This window comes from Blautia sp. An81, from assembly GCF_002161285.1.
Lineage (GTDB): Bacteria > Bacillota > Clostridia > Lachnospirales > Lachnospiraceae > Blautia > Blautia ornithocaccae.
Map to the genome: position 1 here is coordinate 26,935 of NZ_NFHH01000008.1, position 21,265 is coordinate 48,199.

16 protein-coding genes are annotated in these 21,265 nt (G+C 46.4%); 13 read left to right on the forward strand and 3 right to left on the reverse strand.

The window, feature by feature from the left end; all coding sequences use genetic code 11:
- Window positions 1–146 precede the first annotated feature (146 nt).
- Window positions 147–1,751: an AAA family ATPase gene (locus B5G33_RS08630; RefSeq protein WP_087417354.1), complete on the forward strand. Its 1,605-nt coding sequence runs from the start codon at window positions 147–149 to the stop codon at window positions 1,749–1,751.
- 96 nt (window positions 1,752–1,847) lie between these two features.
- Here the strand turns inward: B5G33_RS08630 and B5G33_RS08635 are convergent, their stop codons facing one another.
- Window positions 1,848–4,358, reverse strand: a complete 2,511-nt coding sequence (locus B5G33_RS08635) for an excinuclease ABC subunit A (RefSeq protein ID WP_087417355.1) — start codon at window positions 4,356–4,358, stop codon at window positions 1,848–1,850.
- A gap of 194 nt (window positions 4,359–4,552) precedes the next feature.
- Here B5G33_RS08635 and B5G33_RS08640 point away from each other — a divergent pair, with 194 nt between their 5' ends.
- On the forward strand, window positions 4,553–7,867 hold the full coding sequence (locus B5G33_RS08640; RefSeq protein WP_143276508.1) for a DEAD/DEAH box helicase: 3,315 nt from the start codon (window positions 4,553–4,555) through the stop codon (window positions 7,865–7,867).
- An 89-nt stretch (window positions 7,868–7,956) separates the two neighbouring features.
- Here B5G33_RS08640 and B5G33_RS08645 read toward each other — a convergent pair whose 3' ends face one another.
- Together B5G33_RS08645 and B5G33_RS08650 are read right to left on the reverse strand one after the other, a co-directional pair.
- Window positions 7,957–8,490, reverse strand: coding sequence for a hypothetical protein (locus tag B5G33_RS08645; protein ID WP_087417357.1), 534 nt, complete (start codon window positions 8,488–8,490; stop codon window positions 7,957–7,959).
- Between the two features lie 16 nt (window positions 8,491–8,506).
- The gene (locus tag B5G33_RS08650) at window positions 8,507–9,337 is read right to left on the reverse strand and encodes a leucine-rich repeat domain-containing protein (protein ID WP_087417358.1); all 831 of its coding nucleotides are present in this window, start codon (window positions 9,335–9,337) and stop codon (window positions 8,507–8,509) included.
- A 247-nt stretch (window positions 9,338–9,584) separates the two neighbouring features.
- Here B5G33_RS08650 and B5G33_RS08655 point away from each other — a divergent pair, with 247 nt between their 5' ends.
- From B5G33_RS08655 to B5G33_RS08710, 11 genes are all read left to right on the forward strand, one after another.
- Window positions 9,585–10,442, forward strand: coding sequence for a MurR/RpiR family transcriptional regulator (locus B5G33_RS08655; protein WP_087417359.1), 858 nt, complete (start codon window positions 9,585–9,587; stop codon window positions 10,440–10,442).
- Window positions 10,443–10,458: 16 nt separating this feature from the next.
- Entirely contained in the window at window positions 10,459–11,193 is a 735-nt protein-coding gene (gene nagB, locus B5G33_RS08660) for a glucosamine-6-phosphate deaminase (RefSeq protein ID WP_087417360.1), read from the forward strand.
- Between the two features lie 272 nt (window positions 11,194–11,465).
- Window positions 11,466–11,963 (forward strand): hypothetical protein, encoded by a 498-nt coding sequence (locus B5G33_RS08665; RefSeq protein WP_087417361.1) that lies wholly within the window; start codon window positions 11,466–11,468, stop codon window positions 11,961–11,963.
- A 101-nt stretch (window positions 11,964–12,064) separates the two neighbouring features.
- Complete coding sequence (locus tag B5G33_RS08670) at window positions 12,065–13,579, forward strand: amino acid adenylation domain-containing protein (RefSeq protein ID WP_087417362.1); 1,515 nt, start codon at window positions 12,065–12,067, stop codon at window positions 13,577–13,579.
- Window positions 13,576–14,772, forward strand: a complete 1,197-nt coding sequence (locus B5G33_RS08675) for a diaminopimelate decarboxylase family protein (protein WP_087417363.1) — start codon at window positions 13,576–13,578, stop codon at window positions 14,770–14,772. Before B5G33_RS08670 ends, B5G33_RS08675 begins: the two co-directional genes overlap by 4 nt.
- Window positions 14,756–14,983, forward strand: coding sequence for an acyl carrier protein (locus B5G33_RS08680; protein WP_087270692.1), 228 nt, complete (start codon window positions 14,756–14,758; stop codon window positions 14,981–14,983). The genes B5G33_RS08675 and B5G33_RS08680 overlap by 17 nt, the downstream gene beginning before the upstream one ends.
- Before the next feature lie 2 nt (window positions 14,984–14,985).
- The gene (locus B5G33_RS08685) at window positions 14,986–16,560 is read left to right on the forward strand and encodes an MBOAT family O-acyltransferase (protein ID WP_087417364.1); all 1,575 of its coding nucleotides are present in this window, start codon (window positions 14,986–14,988) and stop codon (window positions 16,558–16,560) included.
- Window positions 16,547–17,593, forward strand: coding sequence for a hypothetical protein (locus tag B5G33_RS08690; protein WP_087417365.1), 1,047 nt, complete (start codon window positions 16,547–16,549; stop codon window positions 17,591–17,593). The genes B5G33_RS08685 and B5G33_RS08690 overlap by 14 nt, the downstream gene beginning before the upstream one ends.
- Window positions 17,586–18,302: a response regulator transcription factor gene (locus B5G33_RS08695; protein WP_087270702.1), complete on the forward strand. Its 717-nt coding sequence runs from the start codon at window positions 17,586–17,588 to the stop codon at window positions 18,300–18,302. The genes B5G33_RS08690 and B5G33_RS08695 overlap by 8 nt, the downstream gene beginning before the upstream one ends.
- Window positions 18,295–19,608: a HAMP domain-containing sensor histidine kinase gene (locus B5G33_RS08700; protein ID WP_330396668.1), complete on the forward strand. Its 1,314-nt coding sequence runs from the start codon at window positions 18,295–18,297 to the stop codon at window positions 19,606–19,608. The genes B5G33_RS08695 and B5G33_RS08700 overlap by 8 nt, the downstream gene beginning before the upstream one ends.
- A 267-nt stretch (window positions 19,609–19,875) precedes the next feature.
- Complete coding sequence (locus B5G33_RS08710) at window positions 19,876–21,180, forward strand: substrate-binding domain-containing protein (protein ID WP_087270708.1); 1,305 nt, start codon at window positions 19,876–19,878, stop codon at window positions 21,178–21,180.
- The last annotated feature ends 85 nt before the right edge of the window (window positions 21,181–21,265 follow it).

The window sequence follows — 21,265 nt, forward strand, 5'->3', positions numbered from 1 at the left end:
AGAGCAAATGCTTATGTGGGGCTCCTTTTTTGGCAATATGAAGGAAAACCTGGATACGGCTTTACATTTCCCTGCAGGATATCTTATAATTGGAAAAAAGGGTCAGGAGTCAGAATATAGCACTTCTTTAATGAGGAGAGGAGTATATGGGAAAAGTATTCAATATCACAGCAGACTGTAAACCAGAGCTTCATTATATGGTAAACATTGACAGTCGTTTAAAAAAAATAAAAGAACTGATAGACAAAGGAGAATACTTTGCCATAAATCGTGCCAGACAATATGGCAAAACAACAACATTACGGGGATTAAGCCGTTTCCTTCAAAAAGAATATCTGGTGGCAGATATGGATTTTCAGACCTTTGGAGATGCAAAATTTAAAAATGAAAATGTTTTTTCTATGGCATTCGCCAGAGTATTTATCAGGGTACTGAAAAGAAAAGAGGACACTTTTTCAGAAAGGATGAAGGAAATCATCCGGGATATGGAAGAGATATTAAGAAGAAAAGATGAAAGCTTTGAACTGCAGGAGTTATTTGAGTATATTAGTGATATCTGTGGTGCAGCAACGGCCCCTGTGGTATTGATCATCGATGAGGCAGACAGCGCTACAAACAATCAGGTTTTTCTGGATTTTCTTTCACAGCTGCGGGCATATTATATAGACCGGGATCAGACTCCGGCTTTCAGGTCTGTAATTTTGGCAGGAGTTTATGATATTAGAAATCTAAAACTGAAAATAAGGCCGGGAGACAGCCACCGGAGAAATAGCCCCTGGAACATTGCAGTAAAATTTGATGTAGACATGAGCTTTTCAAAAGAGGATATTGCAGGCATGCTCAGAGAGTATGAGGCAGACTGGAATACAGGGATGGATATACAGAAAATAGCAGGCAATCTGTATGCGTATACTTCCGGTTATCCGGTTTTGGTTTCAGCCTTGTGCAAGATCATGGATGAAGAATTGCCTCCTTCAGAAAGGTATCCGGATAAAAAGTCTGCCTGGACACAGAAAGGTTTGCTGGAAGCTGTGAGAATCCTTTTGTCAGAAAAGAATACCCTTTTTGAGTCTATGATCAATAAGCTTAGTGATTATCCCCAACTGAAAAGTATGGTGAAGACGATGCTGTTTACCGGGCAGAGTATTCTGTATAATCCGGATAATGAAGGGATAGATATGGCTGTTATGTTTGGATTTGCTTGTGTGACAGACAATACAGTAAGGATTGCCAACCGTATTTTTGAGACACGGCTGTATAATCTGTTCCTTTCTGAGCTGGGAGAAGGGGAAGAAGATCTATATAAAGAGTCTTTAAAAGATAAGGACGGGTTTGTGGAAAACGGCATATTGAACATGAAACGGGTGCTGGAAAAGTTTATAGTACATTTTCATGACATTTATGGAGACTGCAACGGGGATTTCCTGGAAGAAGACGGACGGAAATATTTTCTTTTGTATCTAAGACCTATTATTAATGGAACAGGAAATTATTATATAGAGGCAAGAACAAGGAATCTGCGCAGAACAGACGTAATCGTAGATTACAATGGCGTACAGTATATTATTGAAATGAAAATATGGCATGGAGAAGAATATCACCGCCGGGGAGAAGAACAGCTGGCGGGATATCTGGAAGATTACCATCAAAAGCAGGGGTACCTGATCAGTTTTAATTTTAATAAAAATAAAAAGCCGGGAATAAGAGAAGTCCGTATAAAGGATAAAACTATAATTGAAGCAGTTATTTAGGCTGAACAAAAGATTATAGAGAAAATAGACTGTTTGAAACAGGACAGATTAAGATTTATTAAAATCACAATCTGTCCTGTTTCCATATAAAATATTTTACAGAAAGCTCCCGGTCCGGCTTTGGGAGCATTTTTTTATGTCCTCTAAAGTACCTGCTGCCACGATCCCGCCTCCTTCCAGACCGCCCCCGGGTCCCATGTCTATGATATAATCGGCATTTCTTATCACATCCAGATCATGTTCGATAACAATAACAGTAGCTCCCTGGCTGATCAGCGTCTGGAACACGCCCAGAAGTGTTTGGACATCCAGAGGGTGAAGGCCGATGGTAGGCTCGTCGAAAATGAAAACAGAGTCGGCCTGGGGCTTTCCCATTTCGCTGGCCAGCTTCAGCCGCTGGGCTTCCCCTCCGGAGAGACTGGGAGTCTCTTCTCCCAGAGTCAGATAGCCAAGGCCCAGATCCTGAAGGATCTGAAGACGCTGATGGACGGATTTCAGATCTTTACAGGCTTCCAGGGCCTGGGAAACGTCCATGGACATGAGCTGAGGCAGGGAATAGGAGGCCCCGGCTTTATTTATATACCGGATCAGCCCGGATTCTTTGGAGTATCTGGAGCCTCGGCATTGGGGACAGGGAATCTCCACATCAGGAAGAAACTGCACGTCCAGGCTGATTACACCGGTGCCGTCGCAGACCGGGCAGCGGAGAGCCCCGGTGTTATAGGAGAAAGCCCCTGCCTTCCAGCCTTTCTCTTTGGCTGTGGGAGTTTTTGCAAAAGTTTTCCGCAGTTCGTCATGGATGTTGGCATAGGTAGCTACTGTGGAGCGGACGTTGATGCCGATAGGAGTGGCGTCGATCAGCTTCACCTGTTTGATATCCGGAGCTTCTATAGAACGCACATGGTCCGGCAGCTTCTTTTTCTTTGTCAGGGATTCCAGGCCGGGGACCAGGCTTTCCAGTACCAGGGTGGTCTTTCCGGAACCGGAGACTCCTGTGACCAGAGTAAGTCTGCCTTTTGGAATGTCTGCTTCCAGGGGTTTTACCGTATGGATGGCAGAGGTGGAAAGATGGATCCTGCCCAGAGAAAAAAGATCTTCTGCTTTTGTCCGCTCCCTCACAGATATAGCCGTCCCGGAGAGGAAGGGACCGATTTTTGAAGCCGGATCCAGGGAAAGGTCCCGGACAGTTCCCTGGGCGATGACCTGGCCTCCCCGGGAACCGGCCTGGGGTCCCATCTCAATGATCCACTGGGCTTTGGAAAGCACCTGGATGTCATGATCTACCAGGACCACAGAATTTCCGTCTGCAACCAGATCTTCCATAACACCGGTGAGCCCCTCAATATTGGAAGGGTGAAGTCCGATAGAAGGCTCGTCCAGCACATACAGGACACCGGTAGTCCGGTTCCGCACAGCACGGGCAAGCTGCATGCGCTGCCGCTCTCCGGTGGATAGAGTAGAAGAAGCCCGGTCAAGGGTAAGATAGCCAAGGCCCAGATCCATCAGCCGTTTTGCTGTATCCTGAAAAGACTGACAGATACTTTCTGCCATTGGCTGCATTTCTTCAGGCAGAGAGGGAGGAACCTGTGACACCCATTTTACCAGCTGGGAGAGGGTCATCTGGCAGGCCTGATCCAGGGAAATTCCCCGGAGTCTGGGTGCCCTGGCGGCTTCTGACAGCCGGGTGCCTCCGCAGTCGGGACAGAGATCCTGTTTCAGAAATTTTTCCACCCGTTTCATTCCCTTTTCGTCTTTCACTTTTGCCAGGGCATTTTCTACAGTGTAGACTGCATTATAAAAGGTAAAGTCCAGTTCCGTGGCCTGGTCAGAATTTTTCGGGCGGTACAGAATATGCTTTTTCTCTGCCGGCCCATTGTACACAATTTCTTTTTCCTGATCTGTAAGCTGAGAAAAAGGGATGTCCGTCCGTACGCCCATGGCCCGGCAGACGTCGGTCATCAGAGACCACATGAGAGAATTCCAGGGAGCAACGGCCCCCTGGTCAATGGTCAGGGATTCATCAGGCACAAGAGAAGTGAGGTCTACTTTCTGCACCATCCCTGTCCCCCCGCAGGTCCGGCAGGCGCCCTGACTGTTAAAGGCCAGTTCCTCAGCAGAAGGACCATAGAAATGCTCCCCGCATACCGGGCAGACCAGTTCCTGCTCAGCAGCTACCGCCAGGGTTGGCGGGTGGTAGTGGCCATTAGGACAGCGATGACTGGCAAGTCTGGAGAACATAAGCCGGAGGCTGTTGAGAAGTTCCGTACCGGTGCCGAAGGTGCTGCGGATCCCGGGTACCCCTGGCCTTTGTCTCAGGGCCAGGGCAGCAGGAACGTAAAGAACTTCATCTACCTGCGCTTTAGAGGCCTGGGTCATCCTCCGCCGGGTGTAGGTGGAAAGGGACTCCAGGTAACGGCGGGAGCCTTCTGCATAGAGGACGCCCAGAGCCAGGGAAGATTTTCCGGAACCGGAAACCCCGGCGATTCCTACAATCTGATTCAGGGGGACATCTACATTTATATTTTTCAGATTGTGGACTTTGGCGCCACGGATCTGAATAACTTTTGGAATATGGATATTTTGGAAATCTTCTTGTCTGCCGTCCATAAGATTCTCCTTTCTGTAAAGACAGGGTTTTGCAAAGTAAATAAGAAACTGAAATCAGTATAGAGTATCTGCGGAAAAATGACAAGACTGCCGCAGCAAGGGGCTTTGACTGATTTTTCTTGCGCTATATCGAATGGTGCCATAAAATAAAGAAAAAGCCGGGAGATAAAGCCCAGGGAAAGGACTTAGATAAAATGATCACAAAACAGCAGATAAAACAAATGACAAGCAGCCGTTTTTATGAAAGAGGAAAACAGATATACAGCACCGGATGGATGATAGAAAAGTTTTCCGTAGGACGGGAGGATAATCTGGATCTGCTGGAGGCCGCAGTGGAGGGGAGCTACGGCAACAGCTATTTTGTGTCCGGCGTCTATGATACAGAAACCGAAGAAATCGTGGAAATCCAGTGTGAGTGTCCCGCTTACTGGGAGTATGATGGGATCTGCAAACACTGTGTAGCGGTTCTTCTGGAATATGAGGACTACTGTAGGCGGCAGAAACTTCTCAGCGAATATGTGTTGAATACGGGAAAAAAAGCTTCGCCTATGCTGGCGCCGGGACGCTATGGAGCACAGAAAACCGAAGGGACCAGGCAGAGGACCACGGACCGGGAGGCCAGAGAGCTGCTGGAGTCCCTGAGCCGGCAGAAGCAGGGGCATATCAGAGAGAAAGACATGGAAGGAACTGTGGAACTGGAGTCCCATCTGAAGCTGGAACGGGATCATGCAGAGGTATCCTTCCGGATAGGCCGGAACCAGAAATATGTGGTAAAGGATATTTTTGAACTGGCAGGAGATATCAAAGATCACAGAGAGCATTCTTATGGGAAAAAACTGGACTTTATCCATAACCTGGAGACGTTTACAGAAAAATCCCGGCCCCTGGCTGAGTATATCCTGGACTGGGCGAAAGAAAACCGGAAATATTATATGCAGAAGGTTTATTACAGGAATTTCGGCAGAGGCAGCTATATGGAAAAATGCAAAGAGATTTCCATGGACGGCTATGAACTGGAGCGGTTCTTCCAGGTTTATCCAGAAGATCGGATTATTGTTCAGGAGAAGGGCACAGAGGAAAACTGGCAGATTATCAGGCAGGAACCGGGGATGAAACTGCACCTTACCGGAAAAGACGGAGGACTGGAGATAAAACTGGAAATCGGACAATGTTTTACGGGAAAGAATCAGAGAATTAGCTTTCAAAATGGAAAGATCTTTCTCATTCCGAGGGAGAGGGATACGCCATTAGAAGGTCTTCTGGAGTGTCTGGAGGAAAAAAGACAGAACACCTTATTCATACAGGAAAAAGACCTGCCGGTTTTTTGCAGCGCCTTTCTGCCGGAAGTTTCCAGTTATGCAAAGATTCGGCGAAAGAATTTCCGGGAGGAGGAGTATATCCTTCCGGAGGCAGCTTTCCGGTTTTATCTGGACATGCCCCGGCAGGATCAGATCAGCTGCCGGCCTGTGGCTGTGTATGGAGAAACCGATTACAATCTGCTCAGGGGAGACCAGGAGCCCTCAAAGAGAGATCTGTTTCACGAGGCGGAGATACAGGAGTTCCTGACTCCCTGGTTTAACGCTTTTGACCCGAAAGAAGAGCAGCTGGTACTGACCGGAGATGAGGAAAAACTCCTTCAATTTGTCACAGAAGGGATTGAAAAGCTGAAAGAACTGGGAGAAGTGTTTGTTTCGGAAAATCTGCGGAAACTGAAACTTCATAGGACCAACAGTGTAACTGCAGGAATATCTCTGTCCGGGAATCTTATGGAACTTCAGGTGTCTGCAGATAACTTTTCCAGGAAAGAACTGGCGGAGATATTCTCTGCCTACCGTCAGAAAAAGAAATATTACCGGCTGCAGGATGGTGAGGTGCTGGATCTGCGGGATCCCAAACTTCAGGAACTGTATGAATTGCTGAATGATCTTGGGATCCGTGAGAAGGATCTGGAGAAGCCGCACATCCAGCTGCCGGGCTGCCGGGCGCTTTATGTGGAGGAACAGATAGAATGCCGTACTCATCTGGAGGTCCGGGAAAATCAGGAACTGAAAGAAAAAGTCCGGGCTATGGATGAGGATCTGGAGGAGGAAAGGATTCCCGGGGACCTGGACAGAATTCTGAGAGAATATCAAAAGACAGGGGTAAAATGGCTGTGCAGGCTGAAAAAATGCGGATTCGACGGTATCCTGGCCGATGATATGGGACTTGGAAAGACTCTTCAGGTCATTGCTTTTCTTGTGATCCAGTACCGGAAAACCGGGGAAGAGGAGAACTGCCGCACGCTGATTGTTACGCCGGCTTCTCTGGTCTATAACTGGCTGAGTGAGTTGGAACGGTTTGCGCCGGAGCTTCCTGTGCGGGCGGTAGCTGGAAATGCCCGGGAACGGGAGACATGGATAAAGAATGCAGGGAAAAGAGAGGTTCTGGTAACTTCTTATGATCTGCTGAAAAGGGATATCAGTTTTTACCGGGATCTGGACTTTTCCTGCCAGATCCTGGACGAGGCTCAGTATATTAAGAATCACAGTACCCAGGCGGCCAGGGCGGTGCGAAGGATCCGTTCACAGTTCCGGGCGGCGCTGACAGGAACGCCTGTGGAAAACCGCCTTAGTGAGCTGTGGAGTATTTTTTATTATCTGATGCCCGGATTTTTCGGACTTTATCCTTCTTTCAGGAGAGACTTTGAACAGCCTATTATCCGCCAGGATACCCAGACAGCCCGGAAACTGCAGAAGATGGTGAGGCCCTTTATTCTGCGGAGGCTGAAAAAAGATGTGCTGAAGGATCTGCCGGACAAGCTGGAAAAAAATACTTATGTAAAGCTGGAGCCGGAACAGCAAAGAATTTATGACGCCCATGTGCAGAGGCTGAAAATGTTTATGGAAAAACAAAATGAAGAAGAATTCAAAAATGCAAAGCTCCAGATCCTGGCGGAACTCACAAAACTGCGGCAGATCTGCTGCTGCCCGGGACTTCTTTATGAGAATTACCTGCCGATTTCTGCCAAGGAAAGCCTTTGCCTGGAGCTGATCAATAATGCGGCGGCAGGAGGCCACAAGGTACTGCTGTTTTCCCAGTTCACTACTATGCTGGACCAGCTCTGCAAAAGACTGGACCAGGGAAAGATTCCTTATTACCTTCTGACCGGATCTGTGTCTAAAGAAAAGCGCCAGGAGATGGTAAAGGTCTTCCAGGAGGATGACACACCGGTATTCTGTATTTCTCTGAAGGCAGGGGGAACAGGTCTGAACCTGACGGCAGCGGATATTGTGATCCACTATGATCCATGGTGGAATACGGCGGTCCAGGATCAGGCCACGGACAGAGCCCACCGGATCGGCCAGGAAAATGTAGTCAATGTATACCGTCTGGTGGCTAAGGGAACTATTGAAGAAAATATTATCCGCCTTCAGGACCAGAAGCGTCAGCTGGCAGACAGTATCTTAAGCGGAGATGGAATGAGCAGCGGAACCTTTGATAAAGAGGAACTGCTGGAACTGCTGGGGTAATTCGGCAGGCAGTGAGCCAAATGAACAGGTTTGCATATCCATTTGGCGACTGCTGCGAGGATTTTTGACTTAATTATCTTTTCTTTTCCTTAAGCATATGAATACTGCGGCCAGGGATAAGGAGAATAGAAGAACAGAAGAGACAAAATTTGTTTTATCTCCTGTAGCAACAGAATCTTTATCTGCAGATGTACTATTTTCCCCATTGGGAGTATTTTCCGCTTTCTTGCCGGATATAGCTTTGGATGATTCTTCATCGGAGGTTTGAGGTTCTTTCGATGAAGTTCCGGATTGGTCAGTATCTGGATTTTTCGCAGAAGTTCCAGGCTCTGCGTCCGGCTGGTTTGTATCGGGATTATCAGGTTCTGTACCTGGCTGGTCCGTATCGGGATTATCAGGTTCTGTACCTGGCTGCTGTTATTGATATCGCCGTTGCACCAGGGATTTTCCTGGACCGTACAGAGTTTCTGCGGCAGCCCGTCTAAGGTTTCGCTGATGGTGAAATAAACATTTCCAGGCAATACTTCAGAGGCGGTATTTTTAACCGTTACCGGTATCTGAAAAGCAGATCCGGCCTCCAGTTTTTCGGGATCCACTTCCTGTCCGTCAAATACAAATTCCACATCTTTTACAAGGGTTTCAGAATCTGTCTGAATATAAAGCCTTCCCTGCAGACGTTTTTGGGAATCGCAGCTGTATCTTACGGTAAGGGTACTGTCTGTAAAACTGCTGTATTCCCCGGATCTGTTCAATTCCTTTTGTAAGTTCCCCAAGGGAGATATTCTGAACAAGCTGGCTTTCATCTGTTTTCAGAGCAGTATTGTTCAGACGCAGGGCTTTCATAGCATAATTCACGTCTCCTCTTGTCAGAAAGTTTAACAGATACTCTGCGTCTTTCTGATCCACGGCATCATCTCCCGTAAAGTTTCCAGCCGTTTTATCAAGGGAGGACAGGGAGTCTGAAGCATGATCTACGATTTTGTAGCTGTCAAATAAGTTTACTTCTGCGTCCTTATTGGTATCGCCGGGAACAAGAACCTGTAAAGAAACGGAAAAAGAATGTTTTCCTATAGTTGTAACGGTTTCTGGAATGGTAATTTCTGCTACATTACTGTCAGCGAAAAGGGCCGGAGGGATTTCCGCAAGATCTTCTGAAAAATATACGGTCCTTAGAGCAGCACAGCCATAGAATGGAGAAGAATAGCTGGCATTTCCGTTTTCATCCTCTATATAACCGCCCACATCTGTCAGATGCGCAGGTATATATATTTCTGCCAGATTTTCGCATTCTGCGAAGGCTCTTCCGCCTAATGCCGTCAAACCTTCAGGAAGTTTTATGTTTGTTAATCCGCTGCACTTGCGAAATGCTTCTGTACCAATTTCTGTTATAGAGTCAGGAAGATTAATTTCCTTTAAGGCAGCTATCTCTGAAAATGCATAATCCCCGATTTTCTTTACCGATTCCGGCAAAACAACTTCTTCTCCTCCCTCAGCAATAGGCTCTGGTTCAGAAATGTTGTTTTCCTCAGCACTTGTAACCTGAACGGATGAAAAAGCCAGGTGCTAATCAGCAAAATATTACAAATAAAGGATTCTTTTTGTTAGCTTGACAAAAGAAGAATCATAATAAAAAAGAAATTTTTATTATAAAAAATATTGAAAAAAATTTTCAACTATGTTACCCTAGCATCAGAACACAACAGCAGGAGGTGAGAACATGGAGCAGAACCATTTTATGCAGAATATTGAGGAAACCTATCATTCTCTTACAAAGGTGGAGAAAAAGGTGGCAGATTATGTTCTTCAGAATCCACGGCAGGTACTGTTTATGTCGATTACCGATCTGGCAGATGCCTGTCAGGTAGGAGAGACCAGTGTGTACCGGTTCTGCAGAACCATGAACCTTCAGGGATATCAGGAGTTTAAGATGCAGCTTTCTCTGGGAATGAGTGAACAGGACGAGGAATGGGCGCCCAGGGAAGACAATCAGAGCCTGGAAAAAACTCTGAAGGAATCTGCGGAAAGGCTTCTTCAGAAGCACGCAGAGGCTCTGGAAGAAACTTACCGGCTTTTAAACCAGGAAAGTTTTGAGGGATTTCTGGAGAGAATGGAGAAAGCCCGGCGGATTTTTTTCTTTGGCATCAGCGACAGCCAGCTGATCGCTCAGGAAGCAGGAAATAAGTTCATGAGTATATCAGGAAAAGCATACAGTATAGCAGACCCCCATATGCAGGCGGTTACAGCAGCCTCTATGACAGAGGAAGACTTTCTGGTGTTTCTTTCCTACTCCGGGGCCACCAAAGATAATATTTACACAGCAAAGATCGCCCGGCAGGCGGGAGCAGGGATCGGCTGTATCACCCGGTTCCGGAAATCTCCCCTTAGCGCTTACTGCGATGTGGTCCTTCAATCCGGGGCCAATGAAGGACCAATGGAGGGAGGGTCTGTATCTGCCAAGATCGGACAGATGTACCTCATAGATCTCCTTTACCAGGAATATCGGAGGAGAAACTATGAGACCAGCAGAAAATACAGAGAAAACGCCTCAAAAGCTGTTATGGATAAATTATTTTAAAAGGAGATAAAGAAAAATGAGGATTATCAAAGCCAGAGATTACGATGAGGTAAGCAGAAAAGCAGCAAATATTATTTTTTCTGTTATGACAGAGAAACCTGACTGTGTTCTGGGACTTGCTACAGGCTCCAGTCCGGTAGGAATTTACAAAGAGCTGGTCCGCCGCTATGAGGAAGGAGATCTGGATTTTTCCAAAGTTACTACCGTGAACCTGGACGAATACAAAGGACTGGATAGAGAAGATCCCCAGAGCTATGCCTATTACATGAGAGAAAACCTTTTTTCCCATGTAAATATCCGTTCCGAAAAAACTTTTCTTCCTGACGGCAGAGAAGCAGACAGCCAGAAGGCCTGTGAAGCGTATAATCAGATCCTCCGTCAGGCAGGGCGGCAGGATATCCAGCTTTTAGGGATCGGCCATGACGGCCATATCGGCTTTAATGAGCCTGCAGATCATTTCCCAAAAGAGACCCACTGCGTAGACCTGGCGGAATCCACTATCGAAGCAAACGCCAGATTCTTTGAAAGCCGTGAGCAGGTTCCTACTCAGGCTTATACTATGGGCATCCAGAATATCATGGCTGCAAAGCAGATACTTATGGTTGCTAATGGAAAAGGAAAGGCAAAAATCTTAAAAGAAGCATTTCAGGGGCCGATCACCCCTCAGATTCCCGCTTCTATCCTCCAGCTCCATCCCAATGTTATCCTGGTAGCAGACGAAGAGGCACTTTCGGAGATGGAAAGCTGCTGAATATACTTAAGGTATTAAGAATAAATTTTAGACTTTTTCTATCACTTATTTACACACTTCTTTGAATTTTTTGTTCTGGAGCTGTTGCATTAATCAAAACTATTTAATGCAACAGCTCTAATTTCTGGAGTTTCCTATTATATTCCATATTTATGAAATCAAGCCTTTAGAATTGTTAAGGTTTCATTCAGGATCTATTTAGAATTTCCTGTCACAATAAGTTCCATCAAAGAAAACATCTTTGAAATACACGAGAAAAGGAGCTAAAAGAAATGGCAGCTAGAAAAACAGGAAAAGGAATTCTGAAACAAGGTATGATATTTTGCGTGGTTGGGGTCATGGCATTGGGAATGATCGCCTGCACCGGAGGAAAGAGCAAAGGAGCGGAGGAAGCCCAGCCAAAGAGCAAAGTAGAATCTTCCCAGTCGAAAGACGAGAAAGACGATAAAGAGCAGAAGAAGCAGGATCTGCAGGAGGATAAGGCAAAGGAGGCTAAAGAAGCAGAAAAAGAAGCGGAAAACAAACAGAACCAGGAGCAGCAGAATACAAAAGAAAACACAACAGAAAAAACAGAAGAGAAAACTGAGAAAAAGACAGAGGATAACAAAACCGGAAAGAAAGCATCCGGAACGAAGAAAAGCAAAAATACTGCAAAATCAAATAAAAGCACAAAAAAGAAAGGAAGCAGCAAAAAAACACAGAAATCCAGTAAGGGCAAAGTACAGAACAACACAGCAGGGAAGAGCTCCAAGAAAAACACTTCCATGTAAGAAAACAGGTATTTAACAGAAACAAGAGGCTGGAGTAGTTCAAAAGTAGGAAAAGAAGAACTGCGCAGCCTCTTTTCTGAGAGGAAAGGATATACAAAGAGATGAAAAATATACTGGAGTACTTAGAGCTGACTGCAGAAAAATACCCCCGGCGGACAGCCGTGGAAGACCCAAAGGACTCTCTTACCTGGGGAGAACTGGAAGATCTGTCTAAGAGGATCGGGACTGCCGCAGGGAAAAGGATCGACTTGGGAGATCCGGTAATGATCCTGGCGCCGAAAAGCCCTCTTGGGCTGGCCGCTATGTTCGGGGCTGTCTATGGAGGAGGATTCTATGTCAATGCAGATCCAGGGCTTCCCCCTGAACGGCTTCGGGAAATCTTCCGGGTGCTTCAGCCGAAGCTGGTCCTGATCCATCCGGAGGAAATCCCTTTGATCAGACAGGCAGGTTATGAGGGAGACTATTGCCTGCTCCATGAAGCGGCCAGGGAAGAACGAGATGAAGGGCTCCTTGAACAGCGGCGAAAAGCCGGAAGCAGTACAGATATTCTTTATGGGATTTTTACTTCCGGTTCTACAGGAACTCCGAAAGGAATTGTGGTCAGTCATAAGGCGGTAATCGACTTTATCACCCATTTTACGGAGATTTTTGGAATCAATGAAGAGGATCGGATCGGGAATCAGGCACCTTTTGACTTTGACGTATCCGTAAAGGATATTTATTCTGCGGTAATGACAGGAGCAGCCCTGGTACTGATACCAAGGCAGATGTTTTCCGTTCCGGCAGCTCTTTTAGATTATTTATGTGAAAAAAAGACCACTGTGCTGATCTGGGCGGTATCTGCGCTGACAATGATCTCTGCCCTGGGCGGATTGAAATACCGGATCCCATCTGATGTGAGAAAGGTCATGTTCAGCGGCGAAGTCATGCCGGGAGGGCAGCTGGCTCTTTGGCAGCAGGCGCTGCCCAAGGCAGAGTTTGTAAATCTCTACGGACCTACGGAGATTACCTGCAACTGCACATATTTTCCGGTGAAGAAAATCTGCGGGGAGGAAGAGAAACTTCCTATAGGTAAAGCATTCCCGGGAAGAAAGGTCTTTCTGCTGACAGAAGAAGGCCGGGAGATCCGGGAGCCGGAGCAGACCGGTGAGATCTGTGTGGCGGGAGAGTCTCTTTCCCTTGGATATTACCGTAATCCGGAAGAGACCGGGAAGAGCTTCCGGGAAAGGATTTCTCCTGAAGGGAAAACAGAGCGGTACTATAGGACCGGTGATCTGGGTTTTCTGGGAAAGGACGGGGAACTTTACTTCTCAGGGAGAAAGGATTTTCAGATTAAATTTAACGGACACAGGATCGAACTGGAGGAAATCGAAAGAATTCTGGACCAGATACCGGGAATTGAAAAAAGCTGCTGTGTAACAAACCAGAAGAAAACCTGCCTGGCGGCTTACTATATGGGAAAAACAACACCTAAAGAAGCCCGGATAGAGTTGAAAAATCGGCTTCCTGTTTATATGGTGCCCCGGAAGATATTTCAGACAGAAACTATGCCTCTTACAAAAAACGGAAAAACAGACCGGAAGGAATTACAGAGGAGACTGGAGGACAAAAGATGACAAAAAAGGAGCTGCTTGTCCAGGGAGCAGAAAAATACGGCACACCCCTGTACATATTTGACACAGACCAGGCGGCAGAACAGGTAAAGTCTTTCCGCAGGATCCTGGGCAAAGAGATCGGACTGTGCTACGCCATGAAGGCCAACCCTTTTCTGGTAAAACAGATGGCCGAACTTACAGACCGGATTGAAGTCTGCTCTATGGGCGAGTTTTATATCTGCCGTGAAAAAGATATACCTGCGGAAAAGCTTTTTATCTCCGGCGTACTGAAGAAAAAGGAAGAAATATGGCAGATCCTGGATCACAGCCGGGGACAATGCTGCTGCAATGTGGAATCACCCGGACAGTTTTTTGCTATGGCAGAGTGGGGAGAAAAGAACAAAAAACCGGTTTCTCTTTACCTGAGACTTGCCAGCGGCAGCCAGTTTGGAATGGATGAAAAGAAAATACGCAGCATTATCCGTACCAGAGATGCCTGGCCGTATGTAAAGATACGGGGGATCCATTATTTTTCCGGGACATTGAAAAAAGCCTGGAAGATGGAGAAAGAACTGAAATTTTTGGATGGTTTCCTTCGTGAGCTGGAGAAAGATCTGGGATTCCACACAAAAGAGCTGGAATATGGACCGGGACTTTCTGTGCCTTATTTTCAGGGCCAGGAAGACCGGACCCGGGAGGACCTGGAAGCTCTCTCCCAGGCTATAAAAAATATGAGCTGGAAAGGCAGAGTAACACTGGAAATGGGAAGAGCCTTCGCAGCTTCCTGCGGAACTTACCTTACCCGTGTAGAAGATGTTAAGAAAAACCATGAGAAAAATATCTGCATCGTCGACGGCGGGATCCATCAGCTCCACTATGACGGACAGATCAGAGGGATGTATCAGCCCAGGATCCAGGTGCTGGAGAAAGCAGGAGGAAGAGAAAAAGAATGGAATGTATACGGCTCTTTGTGTACGGTCCATGATCTTCTGATACAGAACATACCGCTGAGAGGATTGAAAAAAGGCAGCGTTCTTGCTTTTGAAAATGCAGGCGCCTATTCCCATATGGAAGGTATGGCCCTGTTCCTGAGCCATGAACTGCCGGGAGCGGTATCCTACAGCAGGGAAAAAGGCTGGAAGCAGATACGCAGGGAACAGCAGACTTATATATGGAATATGGAAAGTGAGGATAACAATGGAGAAAATAATTGAGATTTTAAAGGATATAGATGACAGCATTGAATGGGAAAAGGAGCAGGGACTGATTGACCGACGGCTGTTGGATTCTTTCGGAGTGATCTCTCTGGTTTCTGAGCTGGAAGACAGCTTTATGGTTGAAATCGAGGCGGGAGAAATGGTTCCGGAAAACTTTAATTCCGTAGAGGCGATTTACGAAATGATCCAGAGGCTGCAGGAGAAATAAAAATGTCATATCATAATCCCGTATATCTGTTTTTATTTCTGCCGGCTGTACTGCTGGCTTATCAGCTGACACCCAGGAAAAGGAGATGGATCCTGCTGCTTTTTGCAGGCTATTTCTTTTTCTGGACCATAAGCGGAAAACTGGTGCTGTATCTTATCGGGACAACTTTTTTTACCCATTACATCGGTCTGTGGCTGGACCTCTTAAAAACCAGCTGCAAAGAGAAAGGGGAAAAGGAAAAAGCTGTCAGAACACAATACAGAAAAAAAGAAAGACTGGTGCTGGCACTGGGGGTCTGTACACTTCTCGGCGCATTGGCCTGTCTGAAATATTATAATTTTTTTGCTCAGAACGCAAACCTGATTCTGGAATATGCAGGGCAGAGAGGCATTTTCCAGGTGAAAACCCTCCTTCTCCCTGTAGGAATCTCTTTTTATACCCTTCAGGCCATCAGTTATATGGCGGACGTTTATTGGGAAAAGATCCGTCCTCAGAGACATCTGGGAAAGCTGGCTCTGTTTCTCGGATTTTTTCCTCAGATCATGGAAGGTCCTATCAGTATGTACGGACAGACAGGAGAGGCTCTGTGGAAGGGCGAAGACCTTCGGGGAGAAAATCTGTCCGCAGGGTGCGCACGTATTCTGTGGGGGCTTTTCAAAAAGATGATCATTGCTGACCGGCTTTATGTGCTGGTAACGGCGGTTTTTGAACATTATCAGGACTATAACGGGAGTATCGTGGCCTTTGCGGCTATTGCATATACCCTTCAGTTATATATGGAATTTTCCGGCTGTATGGATATCGTCATAGGAAGCGGACGGCTTTTCGGAGTAACGATTCCGGAAAATTTCTGCCGTCCCTTTGCATCAGAAAATGCGGCGCAATTCTGGCGCCGGTGGCATATTACCCTGGGCACATGGCTGAAGACCTATGTGTTTTATCCTTTGTCGGTATCCCGAATGGTTAAAAAATGGAACCGGTTTGGAAAAAAACATCTGGGGAAATATTTTACCCGTCTTGGCGCCACAGCGCTGTGCCTGTTCCCTGTGTGGCTCTGCAATGGTCTGTGGCATGGGGCAAGCTGGAACTATATTTTTTATGGCATGTATTATTTTGTCATACTGCTGGCAGGCAGCGCTCTGGAACCGGCCCGTGACCAGATGATACGGGCTTTCGGCATCAACCAGAATGCATTGTACTGGAAGATCCCCCGGATCCTGAAGACATGGGTGATCATTTTTGTGGGAGAGCTTTTTTTCCGTGCCAACGGACTGAAGGCAGGGATGACTATGTTTTTCAGTATTTTCAAAGACTTCCGTCTGGACACCCTGTGGGACGGAACCTTTCTCGGTTTCGGACTGGATAAAGGGGACTACATGGTGATCTTTGGGGGGATCCTCCTTGTGTCAGCTGCAGGTATCATAAAAGAAAGGAATCTGCTGAATGGAAAAGGAGTTCAGGACATGAAAACTCCTTTTCGGTGGGCGGTATATTACGGACTGATCCTGGCCGTTCTTATCTTCGGAGCCTATGGGATCGGCTATCAGCAGGTGGATTTAATCTATGCAGGATTTTAAAAACAATTTAAGAAAAAGGGGGAGAGTGTTTCTCTTCTTTCTGATCCTTGCTTTGCTTTTAGGCGGAGTTTCCTGGAAAGTTTGCCAGACGGCGGCTGACCATGAGGAGTGGGTGCATTACCGGAATAAAAGCGCCCTTCTGCTCAGGAAAGAACCGAAAGACACCATAGATGTGCTGATTCTTGGAGACAGCCTCAGCTACACGGCTTTTTCACCTATGCAGATGTGGAATAAACATGGCATTGCCGCTTTCGTAGGAGGGCAGTCCGGACAGAATATCCAGGAAAGCTATTATATGCTGAAAACGGCTTTTGAGAATCAGAAACCCCGGCTGGTTCTTTTAGAAACCAATGTGATCTTTCGGCCCCAGAGGGGAAACAGCGGACTGACTATGACCCTGGCCGCTATGGGAAGCTATTACTTCCCTATATTTACCCATCATGACATCTGGAAATCCGTGCTTACAGATAAACAATATCCTGAGGAGAACTATAAAGGATTCCAGTTCCGGGAAGTAACGGACCCTTACCGGGGCGGGGCATATATGAAAGAGACCAGTCAGAAAGAAAAAATCAGCAGTACTGTAGAGGATTATCTGGAAAAGATCCGGATGCTCTGTGTGAAAAACCAGGCAGAACTGGTACTGATCAGCACACCTTCTCCGGCCAATTATAATTATAAAAAACATAATACCCTGGAAGAATATGCCCGGCAGAAAGGGCTGAAGTACGAAGATCTGAACCTGAAAGAGGAAGAGCTGGGAATCGACTGGGAAAGGGACAGCCTGGACAAAGGGGATCACCTGAATCTGTCCGGCGCCTGGAAAGTAACAGATTTTATCGGAACTTATCTTCATGAGAACTTCGATCTCCCTGACAGAAGAGAGGATGAGGCCTATGCTTCCTGGAATGAGCTGGGGAAAAAATACGAAGAAAGAGCGAAAGAAAAATTGGAAGCAATGAAAAAAGATGATAAGATAACAGGGGAAGAAGCAGATAACAGAAGGGAAAGGAGTTTACCGGTGTATGAGTAAAGAAAAAGTACTGATCATTGAAGATGATAAGGACATCAGGGAGGGGGTCCGGATTCTTCTGGAAAGCGAGAACTACAGGGTACAGGAGGCGGAAAACGGCAGGAAGGGGCTGGAGATGCTGGATCAGGAGACGGATCTGGTAATCCTGGACATTATGATGCCGGGGATTTCCGGCCTGCGTACCTGCGAAGAGATCCGGAAGGTCTCCAATGTGCCGGTGCTGTTCCTTACAGCAAAGGCCCAGGAGTCAGATAAGCTCATCGGCCTGATGGCCGGAGGAGATGATTATCTGGCAAAACCTTTTTCTTATGCAGAGCTTCTGGGAAGAGTGAAGGCCCTTCTCCGCCGCTACAACATTTATATGGGACGGGTAAAACCGGAGGACGAAAAGAAGGATTCCTGGCTGGAGAGCCGGGGGCTGAGAGTCCATCAGAAGTTTAACCAGGTCTTTGTCCGGGGAAAAGAGACAGATCTGTCAGAACTGGAATACCGGATCCTGCTGCTGATGATGGAATATCCAGGAAAGATCTTTTCTGCCCAGAACCTGTATGAAAGTGTGTGGGAAGAACCTTATTTTTACTCCTGCAACAGCACCATTATGGTACATATCCGAAAGCTGCGGGTAAAGATAGAGGAGGATCCTAAAAATCCGAAATATATCAAGACTATATGGGGAAAGGGCTACAAATTTGATGCAGATTATGAGTAAAAAAAATTCGATTTATTTTCAGCTTCTCAGGCAGTTAGTCCTTTCGGCTCTTATATCTGCGGCGGTTTTTGCAGGACTGGACTATGGGGTAAGCTGCCTGATCAGCAGTTATTTTGAAAATCCTCAGTATGTGGAGGGACAGAACAGAAAGTATGCCCAAAAGCTGCAGAAATATGTGGACAGGCAGGGGCTGAGTATGAAAGACGGAGAAGCCCTGAGCCAGTGGGTGAAAAAGCAGAACATTCTGTATGTCCAGATCTACAAGGATAACATTCTGGTCTTTGACTCTGCATACCCTGAGGAGGAAATATGGGAGGAAGAAATCGCAGCCCGGGATTATGAACTGGACTATCATTCTTCCGTGAACTTTTCTGATGGCACAGGAGAGGTCTATATGATCGGAGGCTATGCTTATCAGTACTATAATTATGCGCTGGCAGGGGAACTGCTGCTGTGCTTCGGCCTGTTCCTTGTCCTGGTCCTCTATGGGATCCGGAGAAAAATGGCCTATATCCTCCAGCTTCGGGATGAGATTGAAATTCTGGAAGGGGGAAGCCTGGATTATCCGATCACCATAAAAGGAAAAGACGAACTGGCCGCTCTTGCCAGCGGCCTGGACAACATGCGGAAATCTTTCGCAGGACTCATTGAGCAGGAGGGAAAAATGGTCCAGGAAAATCAGCGGATCATCACTGAAATGTCCCATGACCTGCGGACGCCGGTTACTTCCATTATCTTATACACGGAAATCCTGAAAAAAGGTACCTATAAAGACCTGAAACAGCAGGGAGAGTATATTGAAAAGATTGACCAGAAGGCCCGGCGCATGAAACAGCTGACGGATCATCTTTTTGAATATTCCCTGATCACAGGAGAAAAGAAGACCGTAATGGAAGAGCCGGAACTCTATGAAGTGCTGTTTTATGACTTGTTTTCTGAAACCTGCAGTTATCTGAACCAAAAAGGATTCCAGGTACGGTTTCAGGTGGAATGGCTGGAAGCAAAAATCCGGATTTCTACAGAATATCTCCTTCGGATCATGGATAATATTACTTCCAATCTGGTGAAGTATGCAGATCCTGCCTTTCCTGTGGTGATTTCTTCCGCCAGAGAAAGACATATGGCTGGGTTTACCTTCGAGAACCATGTCCGGTTTCCAAAGGAAGAAGTGGAGAGCAGCGGCATCGGCATGCAGAGCATGAAGAATATGACCCACGCAATGGGCGGCAGATGTGTGGAAGAAGGCCTGGGAGATCTTTATCGGCTGACAGTACTATTTCCAATAATTGAAGAACAGGAAACATAAGACAGGGGCTGGCTTTCGCCCAGATAAAGGTGTAATTTTTGCACAATACTTTTTAGAGGAAGTGCAGACTGTAAGCTATAAATTACAGTCTGTACTTCCTTTTTGCATGAAATATAGAAAAAGATTTAGTGAAAATGCAGTAAAGAATCTTAAAAATTTCAATGTACACAGAAAAATATTCTATGTTTTCTTTCTGGGGTTTTCTTTATACTGGCAATATAAACAAAGGGCACACATAAAGTGTGAAACGGAAGGGAGAAAACGCATATGAAAAAAAGAATCGTTGTACTGACAATGGCAGTTCTGTTCGGGCTTTCAGCAGTAGCCTGCGGCTCTGAAGGAGGCTCCTCATCAGGGGGAACAGACACATCTGCAGAATCCAGCAGCTCCGGTTCCTCAGACTCCGGAACTGTAGCAAACAAAGACAAACCACTGGTATGGTTTAACCGTCAGCCATCTAACAGCTCTACAGGAGAACTGGACATGGCTGCGCTGAGCTTCAATGAGGATACATATTATGTAGGATTTGATGCAAACCAGGGTGCTGAACTTCAGGGAACCATGGTTAAAGATTATATTGAAGCAAATATTGATACCATTGACCGCAATGGTGACGGTGTGATCGGATACGTTCTGGCTATCGGTGATATCGGACATAACGACTCAATCGCCCGTACAAGAGGCGTTCGTAAAGCTCTGGGAACAGGAGTTGAAAAAGACGGAAGCATCGACAGTGAGCCTATCGGAACAAATACAGACGGTTCAGCTTCTGCTGTACAGGACGGCAGCCTTGAGGTTAACGGAAAAACTTATACAGTCCGTGAGCTGGCTTCTCAGGAAATGAAGAACTCTGCAGGAGCTACATGGGATGCTGCTACAGCAGGTAATGCTATCGGAACCTGGTCCTCTTCTTTCGGTGATCAGATTGACGTAGTAGTATCTAACAATGATGGTATGGGAATGTCCATGTTCAATGCCTGGTCAAAAGACAATGATGTACCTACTTTCGGATATGATGCAAACAACGATGCAGTGGCAGCCATCGCTGAAGGCTATGGCGGAACGATCAGCCAGCATGCAGATGTACAGGCTTACCTGACACTTCGTGTTCTGAGAAACGCTCTTGACGGCGTAGATGTAGACACAGGTATCGGAACAGCAGACGAGGCTGGAAATGTTCTTTCTGACGATGTATATGTATATAACGAAGAAGAACGTTCCTACTATGCATTAAACGTTGCAGTTACAGCTGAAAACTATCAGGACTTTACAGACTCTACAAAGGTTTATGAGCCTGTATCCAATCAGTTAGATGAAAGTTCACATCCAACTAAGAAGGTATGGCTGGACATCTACAACGCATCTGATAACTTCCTGAGCTCCACTTATCAGCCTCTGCTTCAGAACTATGATGATCTGATGAATCTGGACATTGACTATATCGGCGGTGACGGACAGACAGAATCCAATATCACAAACCGTCTGGGAAATCCAGGCCAGTATGATGCATTTGCTATCAACATGGTTAAGACAGATAACGCAGCTTCCTATACAGCTTTACTGAGTCAGTGATGATATAGGGTAAAGGGCTGGAGCTGCCGCAGAATACGGCTGCGGCAGCTCCGCTTCTTTTTACAGTGAAAGCCGGTTTCAAAGC